Source organism: Pseudomonas gessardii (assembly GCF_001983165.1).
Classification (GTDB): Bacteria; Pseudomonadota; Gammaproteobacteria; order Pseudomonadales; family Pseudomonadaceae; genus Aquipseudomonas; species Aquipseudomonas gessardii.
Genome location: NZ_MNPU01000032.1, coordinates 33227 through 52760, shown reverse-complemented (window position 1 = coordinate 52760; position 19534 = coordinate 33227). Strand labels below are relative to the sequence as shown.

15 protein-coding genes are annotated in these 19534 nt (G+C 60.6%); 3 read left to right on the top strand and 12 right to left on the bottom strand.

Going from position 1 to position 19534, the window contains the following annotated elements; all coding sequences use genetic code 11:
• Window positions 1-81: 81 nt before the first annotated feature.
• The 11 genes from BLL38_RS20005 to BLL38_RS19955 all read right to left on the bottom strand — a co-directional run bounded on the left by BLL38_RS20005 (window position 82) and on the right by BLL38_RS19955 (window position 16077).
• Window positions 82-2340: a TonB-dependent siderophore receptor gene (locus BLL38_RS20005; protein ID WP_076964047.1), complete on the bottom strand. Its 2259-nt coding sequence runs from the start codon at window positions 2338-2340 to the stop codon at window positions 82-84.
• Window positions 2341-2681: 341 nt separating this feature from the next.
• Complete coding sequence (locus BLL38_RS20000) at window positions 2682-3653, bottom strand: peptide ABC transporter ATP-binding protein (RefSeq protein WP_076964046.1); 972 nt, start codon at window positions 3651-3653, stop codon at window positions 2682-2684.
• A complete protein-coding gene (locus BLL38_RS19995) occupies window positions 3653-4621 on the bottom strand; it encodes an ABC transporter ATP-binding protein (RefSeq protein WP_076964045.1) in 969 nt (322 codons plus the stop codon). Before BLL38_RS19995 ends, BLL38_RS20000 begins: the two co-directional genes overlap by 1 nt.
• 10 nt (window positions 4622-4631) lie before the next feature.
• Complete coding sequence (locus BLL38_RS19990; protein ID WP_038443398.1) at window positions 4632-5543, bottom strand: ABC transporter permease subunit; 912 nt, start codon at window positions 5541-5543, stop codon at window positions 4632-4634.
• Window positions 5544-5553: 10 nt separating this feature from the next.
• Window positions 5554-6564, bottom strand: a complete 1011-nt coding sequence (locus tag BLL38_RS19985) for an ABC transporter permease subunit (protein ID WP_076964044.1) — start codon at window positions 6562-6564, stop codon at window positions 5554-5556.
• 72 nt (window positions 6565-6636) lie between these two features.
• Window positions 6637-8232, bottom strand: coding sequence for an ABC transporter substrate-binding protein (locus BLL38_RS19980; RefSeq protein ID WP_076964043.1), 1596 nt, complete (start codon window positions 8230-8232; stop codon window positions 6637-6639).
• A gap of 81 nt (window positions 8233-8313) precedes the next feature.
• Complete coding sequence (locus BLL38_RS19975) at window positions 8314-9717, bottom strand: OprD family outer membrane porin (RefSeq protein WP_076964042.1); 1404 nt, start codon at window positions 9715-9717, stop codon at window positions 8314-8316.
• Window positions 9718-9887: 170 nt separating this feature from the next.
• Window positions 9888-11432, bottom strand: coding sequence for an ABC transporter substrate-binding protein (locus BLL38_RS19970; protein ID WP_373562104.1), 1545 nt, complete (start codon window positions 11430-11432; stop codon window positions 9888-9890).
• A gap of 365 nt (window positions 11433-11797) precedes the next feature.
• The gene (locus BLL38_RS19965) at window positions 11798-13423 is read right to left on the bottom strand and encodes an ABC transporter substrate-binding protein (RefSeq protein WP_076964040.1); all 1626 of its coding nucleotides are present in this window, start codon (window positions 13421-13423) and stop codon (window positions 11798-11800) included.
• A 258-nt stretch (window positions 13424-13681) separates the two neighbouring features.
• Complete coding sequence (locus BLL38_RS19960) at window positions 13682-15283, bottom strand: ABC transporter substrate-binding protein (RefSeq protein WP_076964039.1); 1602 nt, start codon at window positions 15281-15283, stop codon at window positions 13682-13684.
• An 86-nt stretch (window positions 15284-15369) separates the two neighbouring features.
• A complete protein-coding gene (locus BLL38_RS19955; RefSeq protein ID WP_076964038.1) occupies window positions 15370-16077 on the bottom strand; it encodes an SIMPL domain-containing protein in 708 nt (235 codons plus the stop codon).
• A gap of 225 nt (window positions 16078-16302) precedes the next feature.
• Here BLL38_RS19955 and BLL38_RS19950 point away from each other — a divergent pair, with 225 nt between their 5' ends.
• Together BLL38_RS19950 and BLL38_RS19945 are read left to right on the top strand one after the other, a co-directional pair.
• On the top strand, window positions 16303-17565 hold the full coding sequence (locus BLL38_RS19950; RefSeq protein WP_076964037.1) for an ATP-binding protein: 1263 nt from the start codon (window positions 16303-16305) through the stop codon (window positions 17563-17565).
• Window positions 17558-18118 carry a response regulator transcription factor gene (locus BLL38_RS19945; RefSeq protein ID WP_029291924.1) on the top strand — a complete coding sequence of 187 codons (561 nt, stop codon included), beginning with the start codon at window positions 17558-17560 and terminating at the stop codon, window positions 18116-18118. Before BLL38_RS19950 ends, BLL38_RS19945 begins: the two co-directional genes overlap by 8 nt.
• 183 nt (window positions 18119-18301) lie before the next feature.
• Here BLL38_RS19945 and BLL38_RS19940 read toward each other — a convergent pair whose 3' ends face one another.
• On the bottom strand, window positions 18302-18739 hold the full coding sequence (locus BLL38_RS19940) for a Z-ring associated ZapG family protein (protein ID WP_076964036.1): 438 nt from the start codon (window positions 18737-18739) through the stop codon (window positions 18302-18304).
• A gap of 147 nt (window positions 18740-18886) precedes the next feature.
• Here BLL38_RS19940 and BLL38_RS19935 point away from each other — a divergent pair, with 147 nt between their 5' ends.
• Window positions 18887-19516, top strand: coding sequence for an alpha/beta hydrolase (locus tag BLL38_RS19935; protein WP_076964035.1), 630 nt, complete (start codon window positions 18887-18889; stop codon window positions 19514-19516).
• The last annotated feature ends 18 nt before the right edge of the window (window positions 19517-19534 follow it).

Here is a 19534-nt window from a genome sequence, read left to right as displayed (position 1 = left end):
TTGTTGTGGTGCAGGGATAACCTCGAAAAAAAGGCTCCATCAGCTATGCCTGACGGAGCCGGAGGGGGTGTTGGGCGAGAGTCAGAACGAAGCCGTCACCGACGCAAAATAAGCCCGACCCGGTTCGTTATAAGTCTGGGCACCGGCATCGTCAGCATTGCCTTTGCGGTACAGGCGCTTGTCCAGCAGGTTTTCGATGCCCACGCGCACGCTCAGGTTCTTGTTGAACTCGTAGCCGCTGCTCAAGCCCATCAAGCCGTACGGGTCCACATCCTGCTGGGCGCTGCGATCATAGCGGTTGGCGCTGCGGGAGTTGAGGGTCGGCGCCTCCTGCTTGCCGTAGTAGGTGCCGCTGACCTGGAACGACAGCTTGTCGGTGGCCTGCCAGTCCAGGGTGGTGTTGACCGTGTACTTGGGAATGACACTCAGCGGTTCGCCGGTGTCCTTGTCCTTGGAGTCGATCATGTAGGTCAGGTTGGTGTTCCAGTCCAGATCGTCGCGCAGGGTCATGAACAGGTTGCCCTCGACCCCCTGCACCAGTGCCGCCCCGCTGTTTTCCCACTCCAGCACACGGCGCCCGCCGTCCAGGCGGTAGGCGGCGGTGTTGCTGGCGTTGATTTTGTTCTTGTAGTCATTACGAAAGTACGTCGCGCTGGTGCGCCAGGTGCCTTTGTCATAGGCCAGGCCGATTTCCTTGTTGACGCTGATTTCCGGTTTCAGGTCCGGGTTACCCACCAGGTAGCAGCCGCCGGAGTTCGCTTCGCTGGCGTTGCAACCGTTGCCGCGGCTGTACAGCAAGTAGTTGGGGTTGGACTGGTACAGGTTGGGCGTCTTGTAGGCGCGGGCAATCCCGCCCTTGAGGCTCAGCTCATCGGTCAGTTGGTGCGAGGCGTTGAGGCTCGGGCTCCAGTTGCCGCCGTACTCTTCATGATCGTCGTAGCGCAGGCCGGGGGTGATGATGGTCTTGCTGCCGACTTCGATGTTGTCCTCGGCGAACAGCGCATAGCTGGAGGCCGTGGTCTTGGTGCTGCTGCGGCTCATCCCCGGAATGCTCGGTACGCCACCTGTGCCAGGGTCGTAGCTTTGTGGGCGCAGCGACCCCGGGTCGTTCATCGACTCGTAGAGGTATTCGCTGCCCAGGGTCAGCACCTGCTCGGTGCCGAAACTCAGGGGCAGGTTGACCTCGGCCGTGGCCCGGGTGTTGCGCAGCCGCGATTCGAAACGGCCAGCGGTGGCGGAGGGCGCGCCCTCGCCGGAACCCGCCAGGCCTTCGTTGAGGCGTGCGTTGCGGGTCAGGTCGTGGCTCAGCGATGCCAGGGTCGAGCCCCAGTCGAACTCGCCACGGTGGGTGGCGGAGAAACTGCTGCGCTGGATCACGCTGGTTTCCTTGCCGACCAGGCTGTTCACGAATACACCGCCGCCGTTGAGCATGGTGTCGCCGGCGAAGATATTGCCCTGACGGCTGTAGCTGGCTTCCAGGTCCAGGGTTTGCTCGGGGGTGAATTGCCAGCTGAGCAGGCCGTTGACGTCCTTGTTGCGCACACCTTCGCGGCCCGCTACCAGGGAGTCGGCGCTGGCCTGCTCGGCCTGGTTGATGGTGGAGTCGTCGGCATCGGTCTTGTTCAGGCCGCCGTAGACGCGGAAGGCCAAGGTGTCGCTCAAGGGGCCGCTGAGGTTGAAGTTGGTGCGCTTGCTCATGCCCTCGGCATCGTCTTCGGGCAGCGACACGTAGGTGGTCAGCGAGCCGTGCAACTGGTCGGTGGGGCGCTTGGTGATGATGTTGATCACCCCGCCCATGGCCCCGGAGCCGTAGCGCGCAGCCGCCGGGCCACGCAGGATTTCAATGCGTTCGACTTCTTCGGCCGGCACCCAGTTGGTTTCGCCACGGGTATCGCGGTCGCCGCTCCAGCCGTAACGCACGGCGTTGCGCGAGGTCGAGGGCTTGCCATCGATCAGGATCAGGGTGTTTTCCGGGCCCATGCCGCGCAGGTCGATCTGGCGGTTGTTGCCTCGGCTGCCGCTGGAACTGTTGCCGCTCAGGTTGACGCCCGGCTCACGGCGGATGATGTCCGACAGGTCGTTGGTGGGGGGGCGCTTCTTGATGTCTTCGGCGGTGATGATCGACACGCCGGGGGCTTGCTTGAGCTCTTCGGCGGCGGTGCCGAGGATGCGCGTTTCACTCAGCTCCAGGGCTTGGGAGGTGCCATCGACGGGCAGGTCGGTTGCCTCTATCGGCACTTTGCCGCGTTCTCTTTCCTGGGTGTCCGCCAGCAGCGTGGGCGATGAGAGGGCGGCGATAAACGCCAGGGAGAAATGGCTGAGCCTGAATCGAGGTGACATGTCCGCAGAATCCTTTAGGGAAGGTGGCAACTGAGCGAGATGCACCAGAATTGCCTTCCAGCAGGATTCGGCGCGCTCTGTGCGCCGGAATGCTAGTCATTATCAAATACAAGTAAATGTCATTTACAACTTTTACACTTGGGTAAAAACAAAAAAGCCCCTCCCGCCAGACTGATGCGCAATCTGGCGGGAGAGGCTGTACAACGCTGTATCGCCCTGTGTGCGGGCTTGTGTGGGAGCGGGCTTGCCCGCGATGCAGGCACCTCGTGCTGTCAGTTAAACCGCGGTGATGCTATCGCGGGCAAGCCCGATCCCACACAAACCTGCTCCACAGGGTGGGGTCAGGCGACGAACTGCTCCGCGTGATGGCAAGCCACCTGGCGCTTGTCCAGTTCGCGCAACAACGGCTCTTCACTGCTGCAGCGCTCGGTCGCATACGGGCAGCGCTTGTGGAAGGCGCAGCCGGAGGGTGGGTTCAGCGGGTTGGGCAGCTCGCCGACGATCTTGATCTTCGGCTTGTTCGGGTCCGGGTGGATGGTCGGGGTGGCCGACAGCAGCGCCTGGGTGTACGGGTGCAGGGGGCGGGCGTAGATGTCTTCCTTGGGGCCCACTTCCACCGGGCGGCCGAGGTACATCACCATCACGTCATCCGCGACGTGTTGCACCACCGCCAGGTTGTGGGAAATAAACACATAGGCGGTGTTGTACTGCTGCTGCAAATCCATGAACAGGTTGAGCACCTGGGCCTGGATCGACACGTCCAGCGCCGAGGTCGGTTCATCCGCCACCAGCACCTTGGGTTGCAGCATCATGGCCCGGGCCAGGGCGATGCGCTGGCGCTGGCCCCCGGAGAACATGTGCGGGTAGCGCTGGTAATGCTCAGGGCGCAGGCCCACCTGTTTCATCATCGCCTGCACTTTTTCACGGCGTTCGGCGGCGGACAGGTTGGTGTTGATCAACAGCGGCTCGCCCAGTTGATCACCGACTTTCTGCCGGGGGTTCAACGAGGCATAGGGGCTCTGGAACACCATCTGCACGTCTTTGCGCAGTTGCTTGCGCTGGGCCTTGTCGGCGCCGGCGACTTCCTGGCCGGCGATTTTCAACGAGCCGGACGACGGCTCTTCAATCAGCGTCAGCGCGCGGGCCAGGGTGGACTTGCCACAACCCGACTCACCCACCACGGCCAGGGTCTTGCCGGCTTCCAGCTCGAACGACACGCCATTGAGGGCGCGCACCGTGGCGTGGCCCTTGAACAGGCCACGGGACACTTCGTAGTGACGGGTCAGGTCGCGGGCAGTAAGAACGACGGCCATTACGCCACCTCCTGGTTCAAGGGGTAGAAGCAGCGCACAAGGCTGTGGGCTTGCGGGTCCAGGGTCGGACGGGTCTGGCGGCAGCTGTCCTGCACATACGGGCAGCGTGGCGACAACAGGCAGCCTTGCGGGCGGTCATAACGGCCGGGGACGATGCCCGGCAAGGTCGACAGACGCGCCGCGCCCATGCTGTGTTCCGGGATCGCCGCCAGCAACGCTTCGCTGTACGGGTGGGCCGGTACGTCGAACAGGCCGGGCACCTGGCCGACTTCCACGGCTTGGCCGGCGTACATCACGCACACGCGCTGGGCGGTTTCCGCGACGACTGCGAGGTCGTGGGTGATCAGCACCAGGCCCATGTTCTGTTCTTTTTGCAGAGCCAGCAGCAGTTCCATGATCTGCGCCTGGATGGTCACGTCCAGGGCGGTGGTCGGCTCGTCGGCGATCAGCAGTTTCGGCTCGCCGGCAATCGCCATGGCAATTGCCACACGCTGGCTCATACCGCCGGACAGTTGGTGCGGGTAGGCATCCATGCGGCTGGCGGCGCCAGGGATCTCGACCTTTTCCAGCAGTTCGATGGCCCGCTTGCGCGCTTGTTTGCCGGACATTTTCAGGTGCAGGCGCAGCACTTCTTCAATCTGGAAACCCACGGTGTAGCTGGGGTTCAGCGCGGTCATCGGGTCCTGGAACACCATCGCCAGGTCTTTGCCGACGATCTGCCGGCGTTGACGGTTGCTCAGCTTGAGCATGTCTTTGCCGTCGAAGGTCAAGGCGTCGGCGGTGACGATGCCGGGATGCTCGATCAGGCCCATCAGCGCCATCATGGTCACGGATTTACCCGAACCCGACTCGCCAACGATGGCCAGTACTTCGCCTTTGTCCACGGCCAGATCGAGGCCATCGACCACCGGCACAGCGGTTTTGTCGCCGAAGCGCACATTGAGATTCTTGATTTCTAGCAGTGACATGGGAATCTCCTCACGCGGCATTCTTGAGTTTCGGGTCCAGCGCATCGCGCAGTCCGTCGCCCATCAGGTTGATTGCCAGCACGCTGAGCAAAATGGTCAAGCCAGGCAGGCTTACAACCCACCAGGCGCGTTCGATGTAGTCACGGGCCGAAGCCAGCATGGTGCCCCACTCAGGCGTCGGCGGTTGCACGCCAAGGCCGAGGAAGCCCAGGGCGGCGGCATCGAGAATCGCCGAGGAGAAGCTCAAGGTGGCCTGCACGATCAACGGCGCCATGCAGTTGGGCAGCACGGTGACGAACATCAGGCGCGGCAGGCCGGCCCCGGCCAGGCGCGCGGCCGTCACGTAGTCACGGTTGAGCTCGCCCATCACCGCTGCGCGGGTCAGGCGCACATAGGAGGGCAGCGACACAATGGCAATCGCGATCACGGTGTTGATCAGGCCAGGGCCGAGGATGGCGACAATCGCCACGGCCAGCAGCAGCGAGGGCAGGGCCAGCATGATGTCCATCAGACGCATGATGGTCGGGCCGAGCAGGCGCGGGAAGAACCCGGCGAACAGGCCCAGCAGGATCCCCGGGATCAGCGACATCACCACCGACGACAAACCGATCAGCAATGACAGGCGCGAGCCCTGGATCAGGCGCGACAGCAAGTCACGGCCCAGTTCGTCGGTGCCCAGCAAAAACTGCATCTGCCCGCCTTCGAGCCACGACGGCGGGGTCAGCAGGAAGTCGCGGTATTGCTCGCTGGGGTTATGGGGGGCCACCCAGGGGGCGAAGATCGCGCAGAACACGATCAGCAGCATAAACAGCAGGCCGGCAACCGCGCCCTTGTTCTTGGAGAAGGCTTGCCAGAATTCTTTGTACGGCGACGGGTACAGCAGGCTCTGATCGACTGCTGACACGGGAGTTGGTGTGGTCATGGTCATGATCTCAGCGCTGGTGACGGATGCGTGGGTTGGCGAAGCCGTAGAGGATATCCACCACGAAGTTCACCAGGATCACCAGGCAGGCGATCAGCAGGATGCCGTTTTGCACCACCGGGTAGTCCCGTGCGCCAATGGCTTCGATCAGCCATTTGCCGATGCCGGGCCAGGAGAAGATGGTTTCGGTCAAGACCGCACCGGCCAGCAGGGTGCCGACTTGCAGGCCGACCACCGTCAGCACCGGGATCAGCGCGTTACGCAGGCCATGCACGAACACCACGCGCGCCGGCGACAGGCCCTTGGCCTTGGCGGTGCGGATGTAGTCTTCGCGCAGCACTTCCAGCATCGAGGAACGGGTCATCCGCGCAATCACCGCCAGCGGGATGGTGCCCAGTACGATGGCCGGCAGGATCAGGTGGTGCAGGGCGTCCCAGAATGCGTCCGGCTCGTCGGCCAGCAGGGTGTCGATCAGCATGAAGCCGGTGCGCGGCTCGATGTCGTAGAGCAGGTCGATACGCCCGGAAACCGGGGTCCAGCCCAGGCTGACCGAGAAGAACATGATCAGGATCAGGCCCCACCAGAAGATCGGCATCGAATATCCCGCCAGGGAGATGCCCATCACCCCATGGTCGAACAGGGATCCTCGTTTCAAGGCCGCGATCACCCCGGCCAATAGCCCGAGGATGCCGGCGAACAACAGGGCGGCCATGGACAGTTCCAGGGTCGCGGGGAACAGGGCGCTGAACTCGGTCCAAACGCTGGTGCGGGTACGCAGGGATTCGCCGAGGTCGCCCTGGGCGAGCTTGCCGATGTAGTCCAGGTATTGCGCATACAAGGGTTTGTTCAAGCCAAGGCGTTCCATTGCCTGGGCGTGCATCTCGGGGTCAACCCGCCTCTCGCCCATCATGACTTCTACGGGGTCGCCAGGGATCATGCGAATCAACGCAAAAGTCAGCAACGTGATGCCGAAAAACGTTGGGATCAATAACCCCAATCGGCGGGCAATAAAACTAAACATCGTGGTCTCTACCTCAATCAGCCGGTTAGGCAGGCCCGGCTCCGTCAACCTCGACGGGGCCGGGCGTCTTTTTTACTTCACCTGGGTGGTGGCGAAGTTATTGTTGGTCAGGGGGCTTTGGGTATATCCCTCGACGTTCTTACGCATGGCGGTGAACATTTTCGGGTAAGCCATGGGGATCCACGGTTGCTCCTTGTCGAAAACGGCCAGCGCCTGTTCATAGAGTGCAGCGCGTTCAGCGGGTTCAGCCACGGCGCGGGCCTTGTCGATCAAACCCTGAAATTCTTCGTTACACCAGCGGGCGTAGTTTTCGCCGTTTTTGGCCGCATCGCAACTCAGGTTGGGCGTGAGGAAGTTGTCTGGGTCGCCGTTATCCCCGGCCCAGCCGGCGGAGACCATGTCGTGCTCGCCAGCCTTGGCGCGCTTGAGCATTTCGCCCCATTCCATGACCTTGATATTGACCTTCAGGCCGATCTGCGCCAGGTCCGCCTGCATGCGCTGGGCGCCAAGCATCGGGTTGGGGTTGGTCGGGCCGCCGCCGTTGCGGGTGAACAGGCTGAACTCGGTGCCTTGCGGTACGCCGGCTTCCTTGAGCAGGGCGCGGGCCTTGTCCAGGTCGCGGGCCGGGTTTTTCAGCTGGTCGTTGAAGCCCAGCAGGGTCGGCGGGTACGGGCCGGTGGCATCGACGGCATTGCCTTTGCCGTACAGGGATTCGTTATAGCCTTGTTTGTCGAACGCGATGTTGATCGCGTGGCGCACCCGCGCGTCGCTCATGTACTTGTGGGTGGTGTTCAGGGCGGTGTAGGCGGTGGTCATCGCCGCCAGTTCCGCGACCTTCAGGTTTGGATCGGCCTTGATACTCGGCAGGTCGTCAGGTTTTGGATACAGCGCGATCTGGCACTCATTGGCCTTGAGCTTTTGCAGGCGCACGTTGTTATCCACCGCGATGGCCAGGATCAGCGGGTCGGCGGGCGGCTTGCCACGGAAGTACTCCGGGTTGGCCTTGAAGCGCACCTGGGCGTCCTTCTGGTAGCGGGTAAAAATAAACGGGCCGGTGCCGATCGGCTTGCTGTTGAGCTCGCCGGTCTTGTTGGCGGCCAGCAACTTGTCGGCGTATTCGGCGGAGTGAATGGCGGTGAACGGCATGGCGACATCGGCCAGGAACGGTGCTTCGGGGCGAGTCAGGGTGAAGACCACGGTGTGGTCATCGGTCTTCTCGACGCTTTTGAGCAGTTCCTTGAAACCCATGCTTTCAAAATAGGGGAAGCCGGTGGTGGACTTGTTGTGCCATGGGTGTTTCGGGTCCAGTTGACGCTGGAAGCTCCAGAGCACGTCGTCGGCATTCAGGTTGCGCGTGGGCTTGAAGTAGTCGGTGGTGTGGAACTTCACGTCATCGCGCAGGTGGAAGGTATAGGTCAGGCCGTCTTCACTGATGTCCCACGATTTGGCGAGTGAGGGTTGGATTTCGGTAGTGCCGGGCTTGAAGTCCACCAGGCGGTTGAACATGGTTTCGGCGGCGGCATCGGCGGTGACAGCCGTGACGTACACGACCGGGTCGAAGCCTTCCGGGCTGGCTTCGGTGCAGACCACCAGCGGCTTGGCCGAAATGCCCAGGGCCACACTCAACAGTGCAGCGGTCATGGCGGCTTGTAACGGGAGCATTTTCATTGAAGAGCCCTCTGCAATCGATTCAACCACACAAAGGTAGACGGCAGGCTCGTCCTGAGCCTGCCGTCTACCGGGCGCTAATTAAAGGATGTTGAACGGGATGGTGGTAACCAGGCGGAATTCTTTGACGCTGCCGTCAGATTGGAATTCGCTGCCACGGTGCTCGACGTAGGTCGCACGGATAGCCGTGGCCTTGAGCGGACCACTCTGGATCGCGTAACCGGCGCCTACACCGTATTCCTGGTGTTTCTCGCCGTCTTGAACTTCGATGCCGGTGTAGGCGTAGGCGCCATTGCGGTTACCCTTGTAGTGAGTACCGTCAATGCCCCAGCCGCGTGCCGAGTAGATGTTGAACTTCAGGCCCGGCACGCCGTATTCGGCCATGTTGATGCCGTAGGCGATCTGGAAGGACTTCTCGTTCGGGCCGTTGAAGTCCGACGTCAGGGAGTTGGCCAGGTAGATGCCGTTGGTTTCGTGCAGGTAGTCGAAGTACTCGTTACCGTTAACTTCCTGGTAGGAGAACGTCAGGCTGTGAGCCTGGTGAGCCAGGCCCAGCGACAGCGAGTAAGTATCGTTGTCGATTTCGCCCATCAACTTTTTGCCTTCGTCGACGGTCTTGTAGTAGTTCAGGCCGGTCGTCAGGGACAGGACCTGGCTATCACCCAGCTCGTGGGTTGCGCCGAAGTAGTACTGGTTCCAGAAGTCCTTGACGTTGGCGCCGAAGAAGCTGGTTTTCAGGCTTTTGAGCGGCTGGTAGTTGGCGCCCAGGGTGTAGACCTTGTCGGTTGTCGCGCTGCGTGCACCCTGCTGGCTGTACTCGCTACGGAATTTCGACAGGCTCTGTTCGGAACGTGGGGAAACGCGGTCAAACACGCCACCCTGGAACGACAGGTTGCTGAATTCTTCGCTGTTGAAGCTCACACCCTGGAAGCTGGAGGGCAGGGCACGGTTGCCGATGGTGTCGACAATCGGCGTGCTGAAGTTCTGGCGACCGGCAGTCAAAGTGGTGTTGGACACACGGAACTGCATGTTGGCCAGGCCCAGTTTGCTCCACTGGTCCACGGCGTCGCCGTTGGAGTGAGCCAGCGTACGGTTTGAACCACCCTTGATATCGCGTCGGCTGCGGTCCAGGGCCACGACATTGTAGAGCGCAACTTCGGTCTTGACCCCTACGGTGCCTTGGGTGAACCCCGAGCTGGCGTTGAGGATGGTGCCCTGTACCCAGTTGGTACGGTTACGGTCGGTCAGGGTCTGGCCATGCTTCTGGTATTTCCACGCGCCACCCCGGTACAGGCTTTCGTGGGAGTACCAGTTACGCGTCTGGCCGCCCAGGCTGAAGTCTTCGACAAAGCCCTTGGCTTCGCTTTGGGCGCTGGTGCCGGCCAGTGTGGTTGGAACGAAGTCCTGGCTTACGGATTCCGCATAGGCGGTAGCCGTGATGCTGCTGATGGCCATGGCCAGTAGCACTTTGCTGCTTAGTTTCATGGGTGGAGCTCCTTTGGTTCTCTTTTTTTAATACCGGCCTTATTAGGTGAGCCGGTTATTGGGTGTGTAACTCTTCAAGCCTTTGCAAACGTTTGCTGTAGGAGATTTCGCGAATTACAGCTACACGTTTGCGGCAGAGCCAACTTCGCTCTGCGCATCCGGTTATTTTCTTATGGGGTGACGCTGACGCCCGAGAACACGTTGCGGCCGAAGGGGCTCACTTTGAAACCTTCGACCTTGGTGCTTAACGGCTGGTTGACCGTCGAGTGGGCGACAGGCGTGATCGGCACCTGCTGTTTGAGCAGTTGCTGCGCCTGTTTGTACAGAACAGTCCGTTGTTCACGGTCGGTGACGACCTTGGCTTGCTTGATCAGCTTGTCGTACGCCGGGTCACACCACATCGAGTAGTTGTTCCCGCCGATGGCGTCGCAGCTGTAGAGGGTGCCCAGCCAGTTGTCCGGGTCGCCGTTGTCGCCGGTCCAGCCAATCAGGCTGATATCGTGTTCGCCGTTCTTGGTGCGCTTGATGTACTCGCCCCATTCATAGCTGACGATCTTGACCTTGAGGCCGATCTTGGCCCAGTCGTTTTGCAGCATCTCGGCCATCAGCTTGGCGTTGGGGTTGTACGGGCGCTGGACGGGCATGGCCCACAGCGTGACCTCGGTGCCCTCCTTGACGCCGGCGGCCTTGAGCAGTTCCTTGGCTTTTTCCGGGTTGTAGGCGGCGTCCTTGATGCTGTCGTCATAAGACCACTGGGTCGGCGGCATGCCGTTGACCGCCAGTTGCCCCGCGCCCTGGTACACGGCATTGAGAATGCTCTGCTTGTTCACCGCCATGTCCAGGGCCTGGCGCACTTCGAGTTGGTCGAAGGGCTTGTGCCGCACGTTGTAGGAGATGTAGCCGAGGTTAAAGCCGGGTTTGGTCAGCAGTTGCAGGTTCGGGTCGGCCTTGAGGGCCTCGACATCGGCGGGGCGTGGATGCAGGGTGACCTGGCATTCATTGGCCTTGAGCTTCTGCACCCGCACTGAGGCGTCGGTGTTGATGGCGAAGATCAGTTGGTCGAGCTTGACCTTGCCCGGGTCCCAGTAGTGTTTGTTGCCGGCGAAACGGATCTGCGAATCCTTCTGGTAACGCTGGAACACAAACGGCCCGGTGCCAATCGGCTTCTGGTTGATATCACTGGGCTTACCGGCCTTGAGCAGTTGCTCGGCGTACTCGGCCGAGAGGATCGCGGCAAAGCTCATGGCGATGTTCTGGATAAACGCGGCGTCGACCGTGTTCAGGGTCATCACCACGGTGTGCGGGTCGGTTTTCTCGACCTTGGCGATGTTCTTGTTCAGGCTCATCCCGTTGAAGTACGGAAACTCGGTGGGGTAGGCCTTGCGAAACGGGTGGTCGGGATCAAGCATGCGGTTGAAGGTAAACAGCACGTCATCGGCATTGAAGTCCCGTGTCGGCTTGAATTCCTTGTTGCTGTGGAATTTCACCCCTTGGCGCAGGTGGAAGGTATAGGTCAGGCCGTCTGGTGAAATGTCCCACTGGGTCGCCAGCGCTGGTATGACGCCGGTTTCGCCCTTTTCAAACTCAACCAGGCGGTTGTAAATCGGCTCGGCCGCATCGTTGTCGGTGGCGGTGGTGTATTGCGCGGTATCGAACCCGGCCGGGCTGCCTTCAGAGCAGAACACCAGGCTTTTCTTCTCGGCTGCCTGGCCCATCGAAGCGACGGCCAACAGGCTGGTGCCGAATATCGCGGATAGAACGGTGGTATGGCGCATGACGGTCCCCAATCCATGTTTATCGTTTTCGTCAGTGAACAATCGCCATGCCTTACCTGGCATGGAGAAAGCACTGCTCCCATCCACAGCAAATGCCGTATCGGAACTGAGCGTTTGCCTACCTCGACGTTAGGGAACGAGGGCAGGGCGGTAAATGCGCAGAACCGGACAGACCTTGTAGGTATCGGACGGAACCTGCGCAGTTAGCTGCTGTAGGACGGCAGCCCGTGCGGGGGTAGTTCGATTCCTAGGATCTGGGCGGATGCAATAACGGCGACGTTATGAAACGTCGCCGCCAGAGATCACTACTTGCTGACGCTCACCCCGTAGAAGGAATTCAAGCCAAATGGGCTGATCTTGAAGTCCTGTACGTTGTTGCGCATGGGTTGGTACACCGTCGAGTGCGCGATAGGTGTCATGGGGACTGCATCTTTGAGGACGTGTTGCGCCTGTTTGTACAGTTCGGTGCGCTTGGCGACGTCCGAGGTGGCCTTGGCTTCTTTCACGATGCCGTCGAATTTCTTGTCACACCATTTGGAGAAGTTGTTGCCGGCCAGGGAGTCGCAGCCGAACAGCACGTTCAGCCAGTTGTCCGGGTCACCATTGTCACCGCTCCAGCCGATGATCATGGCCTGGTTCTCGCCGCCCTTGGAGCGCTTGATGTACTCGCCCCACTCGTAGCTGACGATGTTGACCTTCAAGCCGATCTGCTTCCAGTCGTTCTGCAGCATCTCGGCCATCAGCTTGGCGTTGGGGTTATACGGACGCTGGACGGGCATGGCCCACAAGGTGATTTCGGTGCCTTCCTTGACGCCGGCTTCCTTGAGCAGTGCCTTGGCCTTGGTCACGTCGTGCGGGACATCCTTGATGGTGTCGTCATAGGACCACTGGGTCGGCGGCATGGCGTTGACCGCCAGTTGGCCTGCGCCCTGGTACACCGAGTCGATGATCTGCTGCTTGTTGACCGACATGTCCAGGGCCTGGCGTACGCGCAGGTCGGCCAATGGGTTGGCGGCCGTCTGGCCCTTGAGCACCGGCATGACGTTGTAGGCGATATAGCCCAGGTTGAAACCGGCCTGGTGCGGCAGTTTCAGGGTCTTGTCCTCGCCCAGGGCCTTGAGGTCGGCCGGACGCGGGAAGAGGGTGACCTGGCATTCGTTCTTCTTGAGCTTTTGTACACGTACCGACGGGTCGGTGGTGATGGCGAAGATCAGGTTGTCGATCTTCACGTCTTCAGGCTTCCAGTAATCCTTGTTGCCGGTGAAGCGGATGTTGGAGTCTTTCTGGTAGCTCTTGAAGACGAACGGACCAGTGCCGACCGGCTTCTGGTTGATGTCCTGGGGCTTGCCGTCCTTCAACAGTTGGGCTGCGTATTCAGCCGACTGTAGCGAGGCGAAGCTCATGGCCAGGTTCTGGATAAACGCGGCGTCCACGGTGCCAAGGGTGAACTTGACGGTGTGGTCGTCGATTTTCTCGATGTTCTTGATGTTGGTGTCCATCCCCATGTCCGTGAAATACGGGAACTCGGTGGGGTAGGCCTTACGGAACGGATCGTCTTTATTGATCATCCGGTTGAAGGTGAAGAGCACGTCGTCGGCGTTGAATTCACGAGTCGGCTTGAAGTACGGCGTGGTGTGGAATTTGACCCCTTCGCGCAGGTGGAAGGTGTAGGTCAGGCCATCTTCGGAAACATCCCACTTGGTGGCCAGGCCAGGAATCACGGCGGTGCCGCCGCGCTCGAACTGGCTGAGCCGGTTGAACATGGTTTCGGCCGAAGCATCGAAGTCTGTTCCGGTGGTGTACTGGCCTGGGTCGAAACCCGCCGGGCTCCCTTCGGAGCAGAACACCAGATTAGTCGCCGCCTGGGCGAAAGGTGCAGCGGCCATTAAACCGGCGCTGACTAAAAACGGAATGACTGCGTGTTTAAGCATGTTGGCCTCATGATTTGTTGTCATTTTTGGAATTGAGGGCGACCTCGTGAGTCGGCCTGCGGATACTTATGCAGGCCCCATACCCATTGCAAGACGTTGAGAGGCTACAACCGCCAAAGAGTGGTACGAACGTACAGGAATGTCGCATTCATATAATTTTCGACACGAAACTGTATTTTTGAGGGCTTTTTTCGGTGCGTGGAGTGCACCGAATAAGCCCGAACGAGGTGTCTGGCGCACCCGGTTGGGGCATGATTGTTACTTATTCAGACTTACGCCGTAGAACGGTGTCAGGCCAAACGGGCTGATCTTGAAGTCCTGGACTTCCTTGCGCAGCGGCTGGAAAACCGTCGAGTTTGCAATAGGCGTTATAGGTACTTGATCCTTAAGTATTTTTTGCGCCTGCTGATACCACTTGATGCGTTCGTCACGGTCACTGCTGAGCTTGGCCTTCTGCACCAGTTGGTCGTACTGCGGGTTACACCATTTTGCATAGTTGCTGCCCTTGACCGCGGCACAACTGTAGAGCACGCCCAGCCAGTTATCCGGGTCGCCGTTGTCGCCGGTCCAGCCGTAGATCATCACATCGTGCTCGCCGTTTTTTGCGCGCTTGATGTATTCGCCCCACTCATAGCTGACGATATTGGCAGTGATCCCGACTTTGGCCCAATCCTGCTGGATCATCTGCGCCGACATTCGCGCGTTGGGATTGGAGGCGCGCTGCACAGTCATCGCCCACAGATTGATGGTGGTACCTGGTGCAACCCCTGCTTCTTTTAGTAGCGCCCGGGCCTTGGCAGGGTCGTGCGGTGCGTCCTTGATGCTGGGGTCATAAGACCACTGGGCCGGCGGCAGTGCGTTCTGCGCCAATTGCCCGGCACTTTGGTACACCGCCTGGATAATCGCCGGCTTATCGATGGCCATGTCCAGGGCCTGGCGCACCTTGAGCTGGTCCAGCGGCGGATGGGTCACGTTGTAGGCCAGAAAGCCCAGGTTGAAGCCTGCCTGCTGCAGCACACGCAGGTTTGGATCCTGCTTCATCACCTCGATATCCGAGGGGCGCGGGTAGCCGCTGACCTGGCATTCGCCGGCCTTGAGCTTTTGCAGGCGCGACGCGGCGTCCGGGGTGATCGCAAACACCAGGCTGTCGAGTTTCACATCCTCAGGCTTCCAATAGTCTTTATTGGCGACGTAGCGAATCTGCGAGTCCTTCTGGTAGCGCTTGAACACAAACGGCCCGGTGCCGATCGGTTTCTGGTTGATATCGGCGGCCTTGCCGTCTTTAAGCAACTGCGCCGCGTACTCGGCCGATTGCACGGACGCAAAGCTCATGGCCAGGTTCTGTACGAAAGCGGCATCGACGTTATTGAGGTTGAAGCGCACGCTGTGCTCGTCGAGCTTTTCCACGCTTTTGATCGTGGTGTTCAGGCCCATATCGGTGAAGTACGGCGACTCGGACGGGTAGGCCTGGCGGAATGGATGGTTGGCGTCCAGCAGGCGCTGGAAAGTGAACAGCACATCGTCGGCATTGAAGTCGCGGGTCGGGGTGAAGTACTCGGTGCTGTGGAACTTGACCCCGTCGCGCAGGTGAAAGGTGTAGGCCAGGCCGTCCTTGGACACCTCCCAACGGGTCGCCAGGCCCGGCTCGACTTCGGTCCCGCCGCGCTTGAACTGGGTCAGGCGGTTGAACACGGTTTCGGCCGAGGCATCAAAATCGGTGCCGCTGGTGTACTGGCTCGGATCGAACCCGGCGGGGCTGGCTTCGGAGCAGTAGACCAGGGTGCTTGCCGCCTGGGCCGTGGGCATGCACGCCAGCAGGCTGGCAGCGAGAAGGAGCGGCTTGAAGACAGTTCTATCCATGGTGACCCCTGAGATGGCAGGTAAACAACGGCCAAAAAAAACGGCGGTCACCGAGGTTACCGCCGTTGTGGGTCATCAGGTAAGGCTTATGGCATCTGTACTTCAATCACGCCATCGGCGCTCATGCTGACCTGGCTGGTGCCGGCTTCGACTTCAGGTGTCGGCGCCGAATCCATTGCCGCCGCCTTCATCATCATGCCGCCATTTCGCGCGTACGGCATTGGGTAGCCGTTGGTGTTGAAGTTCAGGTTGACGATCTTGTAGCCCTTGCCGCCGAGTGCATCGGTGGCCAGTTGGGCGCGGGCCTTGAACGCGGCGACCGCATCCTTGAGCAGGGCATCTTCGCTGGCCTTGCGGGTTGGGTCGGCAATGGCGAAGTCCATATTGTCCATTTTCAGGGTGTTGAGCAGCTCGCCGGTGAGCTTGGACAGCGCCGGGAAGTCCGCGCTTTCCAGGCGCAGTTCGGCGCGCTCGCGCCAGCCGGTGATCTTCTGGTTCTTGTTGTCGTAGATCGGGTAGCTGTTGCGGCTGCCCTGGCGCAGGGTCACGCCTTTTACTTCGCGAGCCTCGCCCAACGCCTTGTTCATGATGGTCGTGACTTCGGCGGCGAGCTTAGCCGGGTCGGTGTTTTGCGACTCGGTGTAGAGAGTGACGATCATCTTGTCACGGGCCACTTCCTGGCTGACTTCGGCCCGCAGGGAAATCTGGTTGTAGTGCAGTTGATCGGCGGCCAGCGCAGGCAGGCTGGCAACGCTGAGGGCAATAACGACGGCACTGCGAGTGAAACGTGACATGGAAGCTCCTTGAGGGTGATCGTATTCGGTAAGACTGTAGACGGGCGATTCGGGTTCGGCGGGTTACAAAATCTCTACATCTGGGTAGGATGCCGACGAACGGTCAACATCGCCCGCCCCGTCATAAAGCCATGACCTGCGTCAAAGGGCCACAGACGCGCTGCCTGTACCGTCGCTTCGTTTATACTTGCTGCGATCCGCCTGGAGCGCTCATCAGGAGAGCTCATGCTCGCCCCCGTAAAACTGACTTCCGCCACTCGCCAGAACCTCTGGCGCCTGACGTTTATCCGCACCCTGGTGCTGGCCGCACAGGCCGGTTCCGTCGGGCTCGCCTACTGGTTTGAACTGCTGCCGCTGCCTTGGCTGCAACTGTGGGTGACCCTGGCCTTTTCCACGGTGCTGTGTGTGTTCACGGCCATCCGCCTGCGCACCACCTGGCCGGTGACCGAGTTGGAGTACGCCCTGCAACTGGCCTGCGACCTGTTTATCCACAGTGTGTTGCTGTATTTCTCCGGGGGCTCCACCAACCCCTTCGTCTCCTATTACTTGGTACCGCTGACCATCGCCGCCGTGACCTTGCCATGGCGCTATTCGGTGATCCTGTCGGGTATCGCCCTGGCGCTGTACACCTTGTTGCTGGCGCAGTTCTACCCCCTGGAAACCTTCCCGATCGCCCGGGAAAACCTGCAGATCTACGGCATGTGGCTGAGCTTCGCGCTGTCGGCGGCGGTGATCACCTTCTTCGCCGCGCGCATGGCTGAAGAGCTGCGGCGCCAGGAAGAGCTGCGCGCCATCCGCCGCGAAGAAGGCCTGCGCGACCAGCAACTGCTGGCCGTGGCCACCCAGGCCGCTGGCGCGGCCCATGAGTTGGGCACACCGTTGGCGACCATGAGCGTGCTGATCAAGGAAATGCGCCAGGACCATCACGATCCGGCGTTGCAAGACGACCTCGGTGTGTTGCAGGAACAGGTCAAGCAGTGCAAGCAGACCTTGCAACAACTGGTGCGCGCCGCTGAAGCCAACCGGCGCCTGGCGGTGGATATGCAAGACGTCACCCAGTGGCTGGACGAAGCCCTGAACCGCTGGCACTTGATGCGGCCCGAAGCCAGTTACCGTTTTCACCTGCTGGGGCAGGGCACAGTGCCACGTATGGCGCCACCGCCGGATCTGACCCAGGCGCTGCTGAACCTGTTGAACAATGCAGCTGACGCCTGCCCGGAAGGGTTGGAAGTGCAACTGGACTGGGATTGGGAAAACCTCACCATCAGCATTCGCGACCACGGCGCGGGTGTGCCGTTGGCCATTGCCGAGCAGATCGGCAAGCCATTCTTTACCACCAAGGGCAAGGGCTTCGGCCTGGGCCTGTTCTTGAGCAAGGCCAGCGTAACCCGCGCTGGCGGCTCGGTGAAACTTTACCCCCATGAGGAAGGCGGCACGCTCACCGAGCTGCGCCTGCCCCGTGCTGCACGAGGAGACATCGATGAGTGACGAGATCCAAGTCGAAGGCGAAGAACTGCCGCACCTGTTGCTGGTAGATGACGATGCCACCTTTACCCGCGTGATGGCGCGAGCCATGAGCCGTCGCGGGTTTCGCGTCAGCACCGCAGGTTCCGCCGAAGAAGGCCTGACCATCGCCCAGGCCGACCTGCCGGACTACGCGGCACTGGACCTGAAAATGGACGGGGACTCGGGCCTGGTGCTGTTGCCCAAGTTGCTGGAGCTGGACCCGGAAATGCGCGTGCTGATCCTCACCGGGTATTCCAGCATCGCCACCGCTGTCGAGGCGATCAAGCGCGGCGCCTGCAACTACCTGTGCAAGCCGGCCGACGCCGATGACGTGCTGGCCGCGCTGCTTTCCGAGCACGCCGACCTCGACACTCTGGTGCCGGAAAACCCGATGTCGGTGGACCGCCTGCAGTGGGAACACATCCAGCGCGTGTTGACTGAGCACGAAGGCAATATCTCGGCTACCGCCCGCGCCCTGGGCATGCACCGCCGGACCTTGCAGCGCAAGTTGCAGAAGCGCCCGGTACGTCGCTGAAGGTAGCACTCGGTCAATGTGGGAGCGGGCTTGCCCGCGATAGCGCAGTGTCAGTCAAGTAGCTATCAACTGACCCACCGTTATCGCAGGCAAGCCAGCTCCTACAATTGGTCTGTGCACATCCAATAAAAAAGCCCGGCTGATCATCAATCAGCCGGGCTTTTTGTAGGGCTTGAAAACGACTTACTTCTTCAAGCCGTAATGCTCATCCAGCATGCCGGGGGCGTTCGGCGTCTTTGGCGCGTAGTCCCGGGGTGGCTCCTGGTTTTCCCGGGGCGGGGTCAGGCGTTCTCGTGGGGCTTGCGTGGCATCGGAATGCAGCGCGGCCAGCAGACGCTGGCGGGTGATGTCATCCAGGGCCAGGCGGTTGGCGCCATCGGCGAGGTGATCCTGTACTTCCTGGTAGCTTTGGGTGAGTTTCTTGACCAGGGACGCGGTGCTGTTGAAGTGGGTAACAACCTCGTTCTGATAACTGTCAAAACGTTCCTGGATGTCATCCAACTGACGCTGCGTGCGGTTAGGCGCGGCATTCGGCAGCAGGCGAGCAACCAGGAATCCAATGGCGACACCGGCAACCAGGGCAAGAGTCGGCAACAACCAAACTAAGAGCGAGTGTTCCACGAGTCCTTCCTCTATAAACGGCTTTGCTTTACGTTAACGGCTCGGACCTGCGCTGTATACCGCGATTAAGCTCGCAATGATGCCATGCACAGACTTTTAGCTAGACGAGTCGACCCCTTGAGAGGTCACGGAGTTCATTCCTTGCTCATGCGTGAAACCCCTGTTTTGATCGATGGCCCGGTAGGCCAATTGGAAGCCTTGTACCTGGATCACCCCGAGCCACGTGGCCTGGCGCTGATCTGCCACCCCAACCCGGTGCAGGGTGGGACCATGCTCAATAAAGTCGTCTCGACCCTGCAACGCACCGCCCGTGATGCCGGTTTGATTACTTTGCGTTTCAATTACCGTGGCGTCGGTGCCAGCGCGGGTACCCACGATATGGCCACCGGTGAAGTGGACGATGCCGAAGCCGCCGCCAGTTGGCTGCGTGAAAAACACCCGGGCCTGCCCATCACGTTGCTGGGTTTCTCGTTCGGTGGATTTGTGGCCGCAAGCCTGGGCGGGCGCCTGGAGGCCAAGGGCGAAAAACTCGCGCATCTGTTCATGGTGGCGGCGGCGGTCATGCGTTTGCGGGATGAGGACGTGCTGCCACAGGACTGCCCGTTGACCCTTATCCAGCCGGAAACCGACGAAGTGGTCGACCCGCAGACCGTCTACGACTGGTCCGCGGCCCTCAAACGCCCCCATGAACTGCTGAAAGTGGCAGAATGTGGACACTTTTTTCATGGCAAGCTCACCGATCTCAAGGATCTGGTGCTGCCGCGCCTTTCAAATTGATAGCAGTCTGATAAGCGA

Bases quoted from the DNA above. Each gene is read 5' to 3' on its own strand.
- BLL38_RS19990 (WP_038443398.1), bottom strand. From the start codon at position 5,543: ATGACCACACCAACTCCCGTGTCAGCAGTCGATCAGAGCCTGCTGTAC.
- BLL38_RS19945 (WP_029291924.1), top strand. From the start codon at position 17,558: ATGAGTGACGAGATCCAAGTCGAAGGCGAAGAACTGCCGCACCTGTTG.
- BLL38_RS19950 (WP_076964037.1), top strand. From the start codon at position 16,303: ATGCTCGCCCCCGTAAAACTGACTTCCGCCACTCGCCAGAACCTCTGG.
- BLL38_RS19965 (WP_076964040.1), bottom strand. From the start codon at position 13,423: ATGCTTAAACACGCAGTCATTCCGTTTTTAGTCAGCGCCGGTTTAATG.
- BLL38_RS19980 (WP_076964043.1), bottom strand. From the start codon at position 8,232: ATGAAAATGCTCCCGTTACAAGCCGCCATGACCGCTGCACTGTTGAGT.
- BLL38_RS20005 (WP_076964047.1), bottom strand. From the start codon at position 2,340: ATGTCACCTCGATTCAGGCTCAGCCATTTCTCCCTGGCGTTTATCGCC.
- BLL38_RS19935 (WP_076964035.1), top strand. From the start codon at position 18,887: ATGCGTGAAACCCCTGTTTTGATCGATGGCCCGGTAGGCCAATTGGAA.
- BLL38_RS19970 (WP_373562104.1), bottom strand. From the start codon at position 11,432: ATGGGCCAGGCAGCCGAGAAGAAAAGCCTGGTGTTCTGCTCTGAAGGC.
- BLL38_RS20000 (WP_076964046.1), bottom strand. From the start codon at position 3,653: ATGGCCGTCGTTCTTACTGCCCGCGACCTGACCCGTCACTACGAAGTG.
- BLL38_RS19985 (WP_076964044.1), bottom strand. From the start codon at position 6,564: ATGTTTAGTTTTATTGCCCGCCGATTGGGGTTATTGATCCCAACGTTT.
- BLL38_RS19995 (WP_076964045.1), bottom strand. From the start codon at position 4,621: ATGTCACTGCTAGAAATCAAGAATCTCAATGTGCGCTTCGGCGACAAA.
- BLL38_RS19960 (WP_076964039.1), bottom strand. From the start codon at position 15,283: ATGGATAGAACTGTCTTCAAGCCGCTCCTTCTCGCTGCCAGCCTGCTG.
- BLL38_RS19975 (WP_076964042.1), bottom strand. From the start codon at position 9,717: ATGAAACTAAGCAGCAAAGTGCTACTGGCCATGGCCATCAGCAGCATC.
- BLL38_RS19955 (WP_076964038.1), bottom strand. From the start codon at position 16,077: ATGTCACGTTTCACTCGCAGTGCCGTCGTTATTGCCCTCAGCGTTGCC.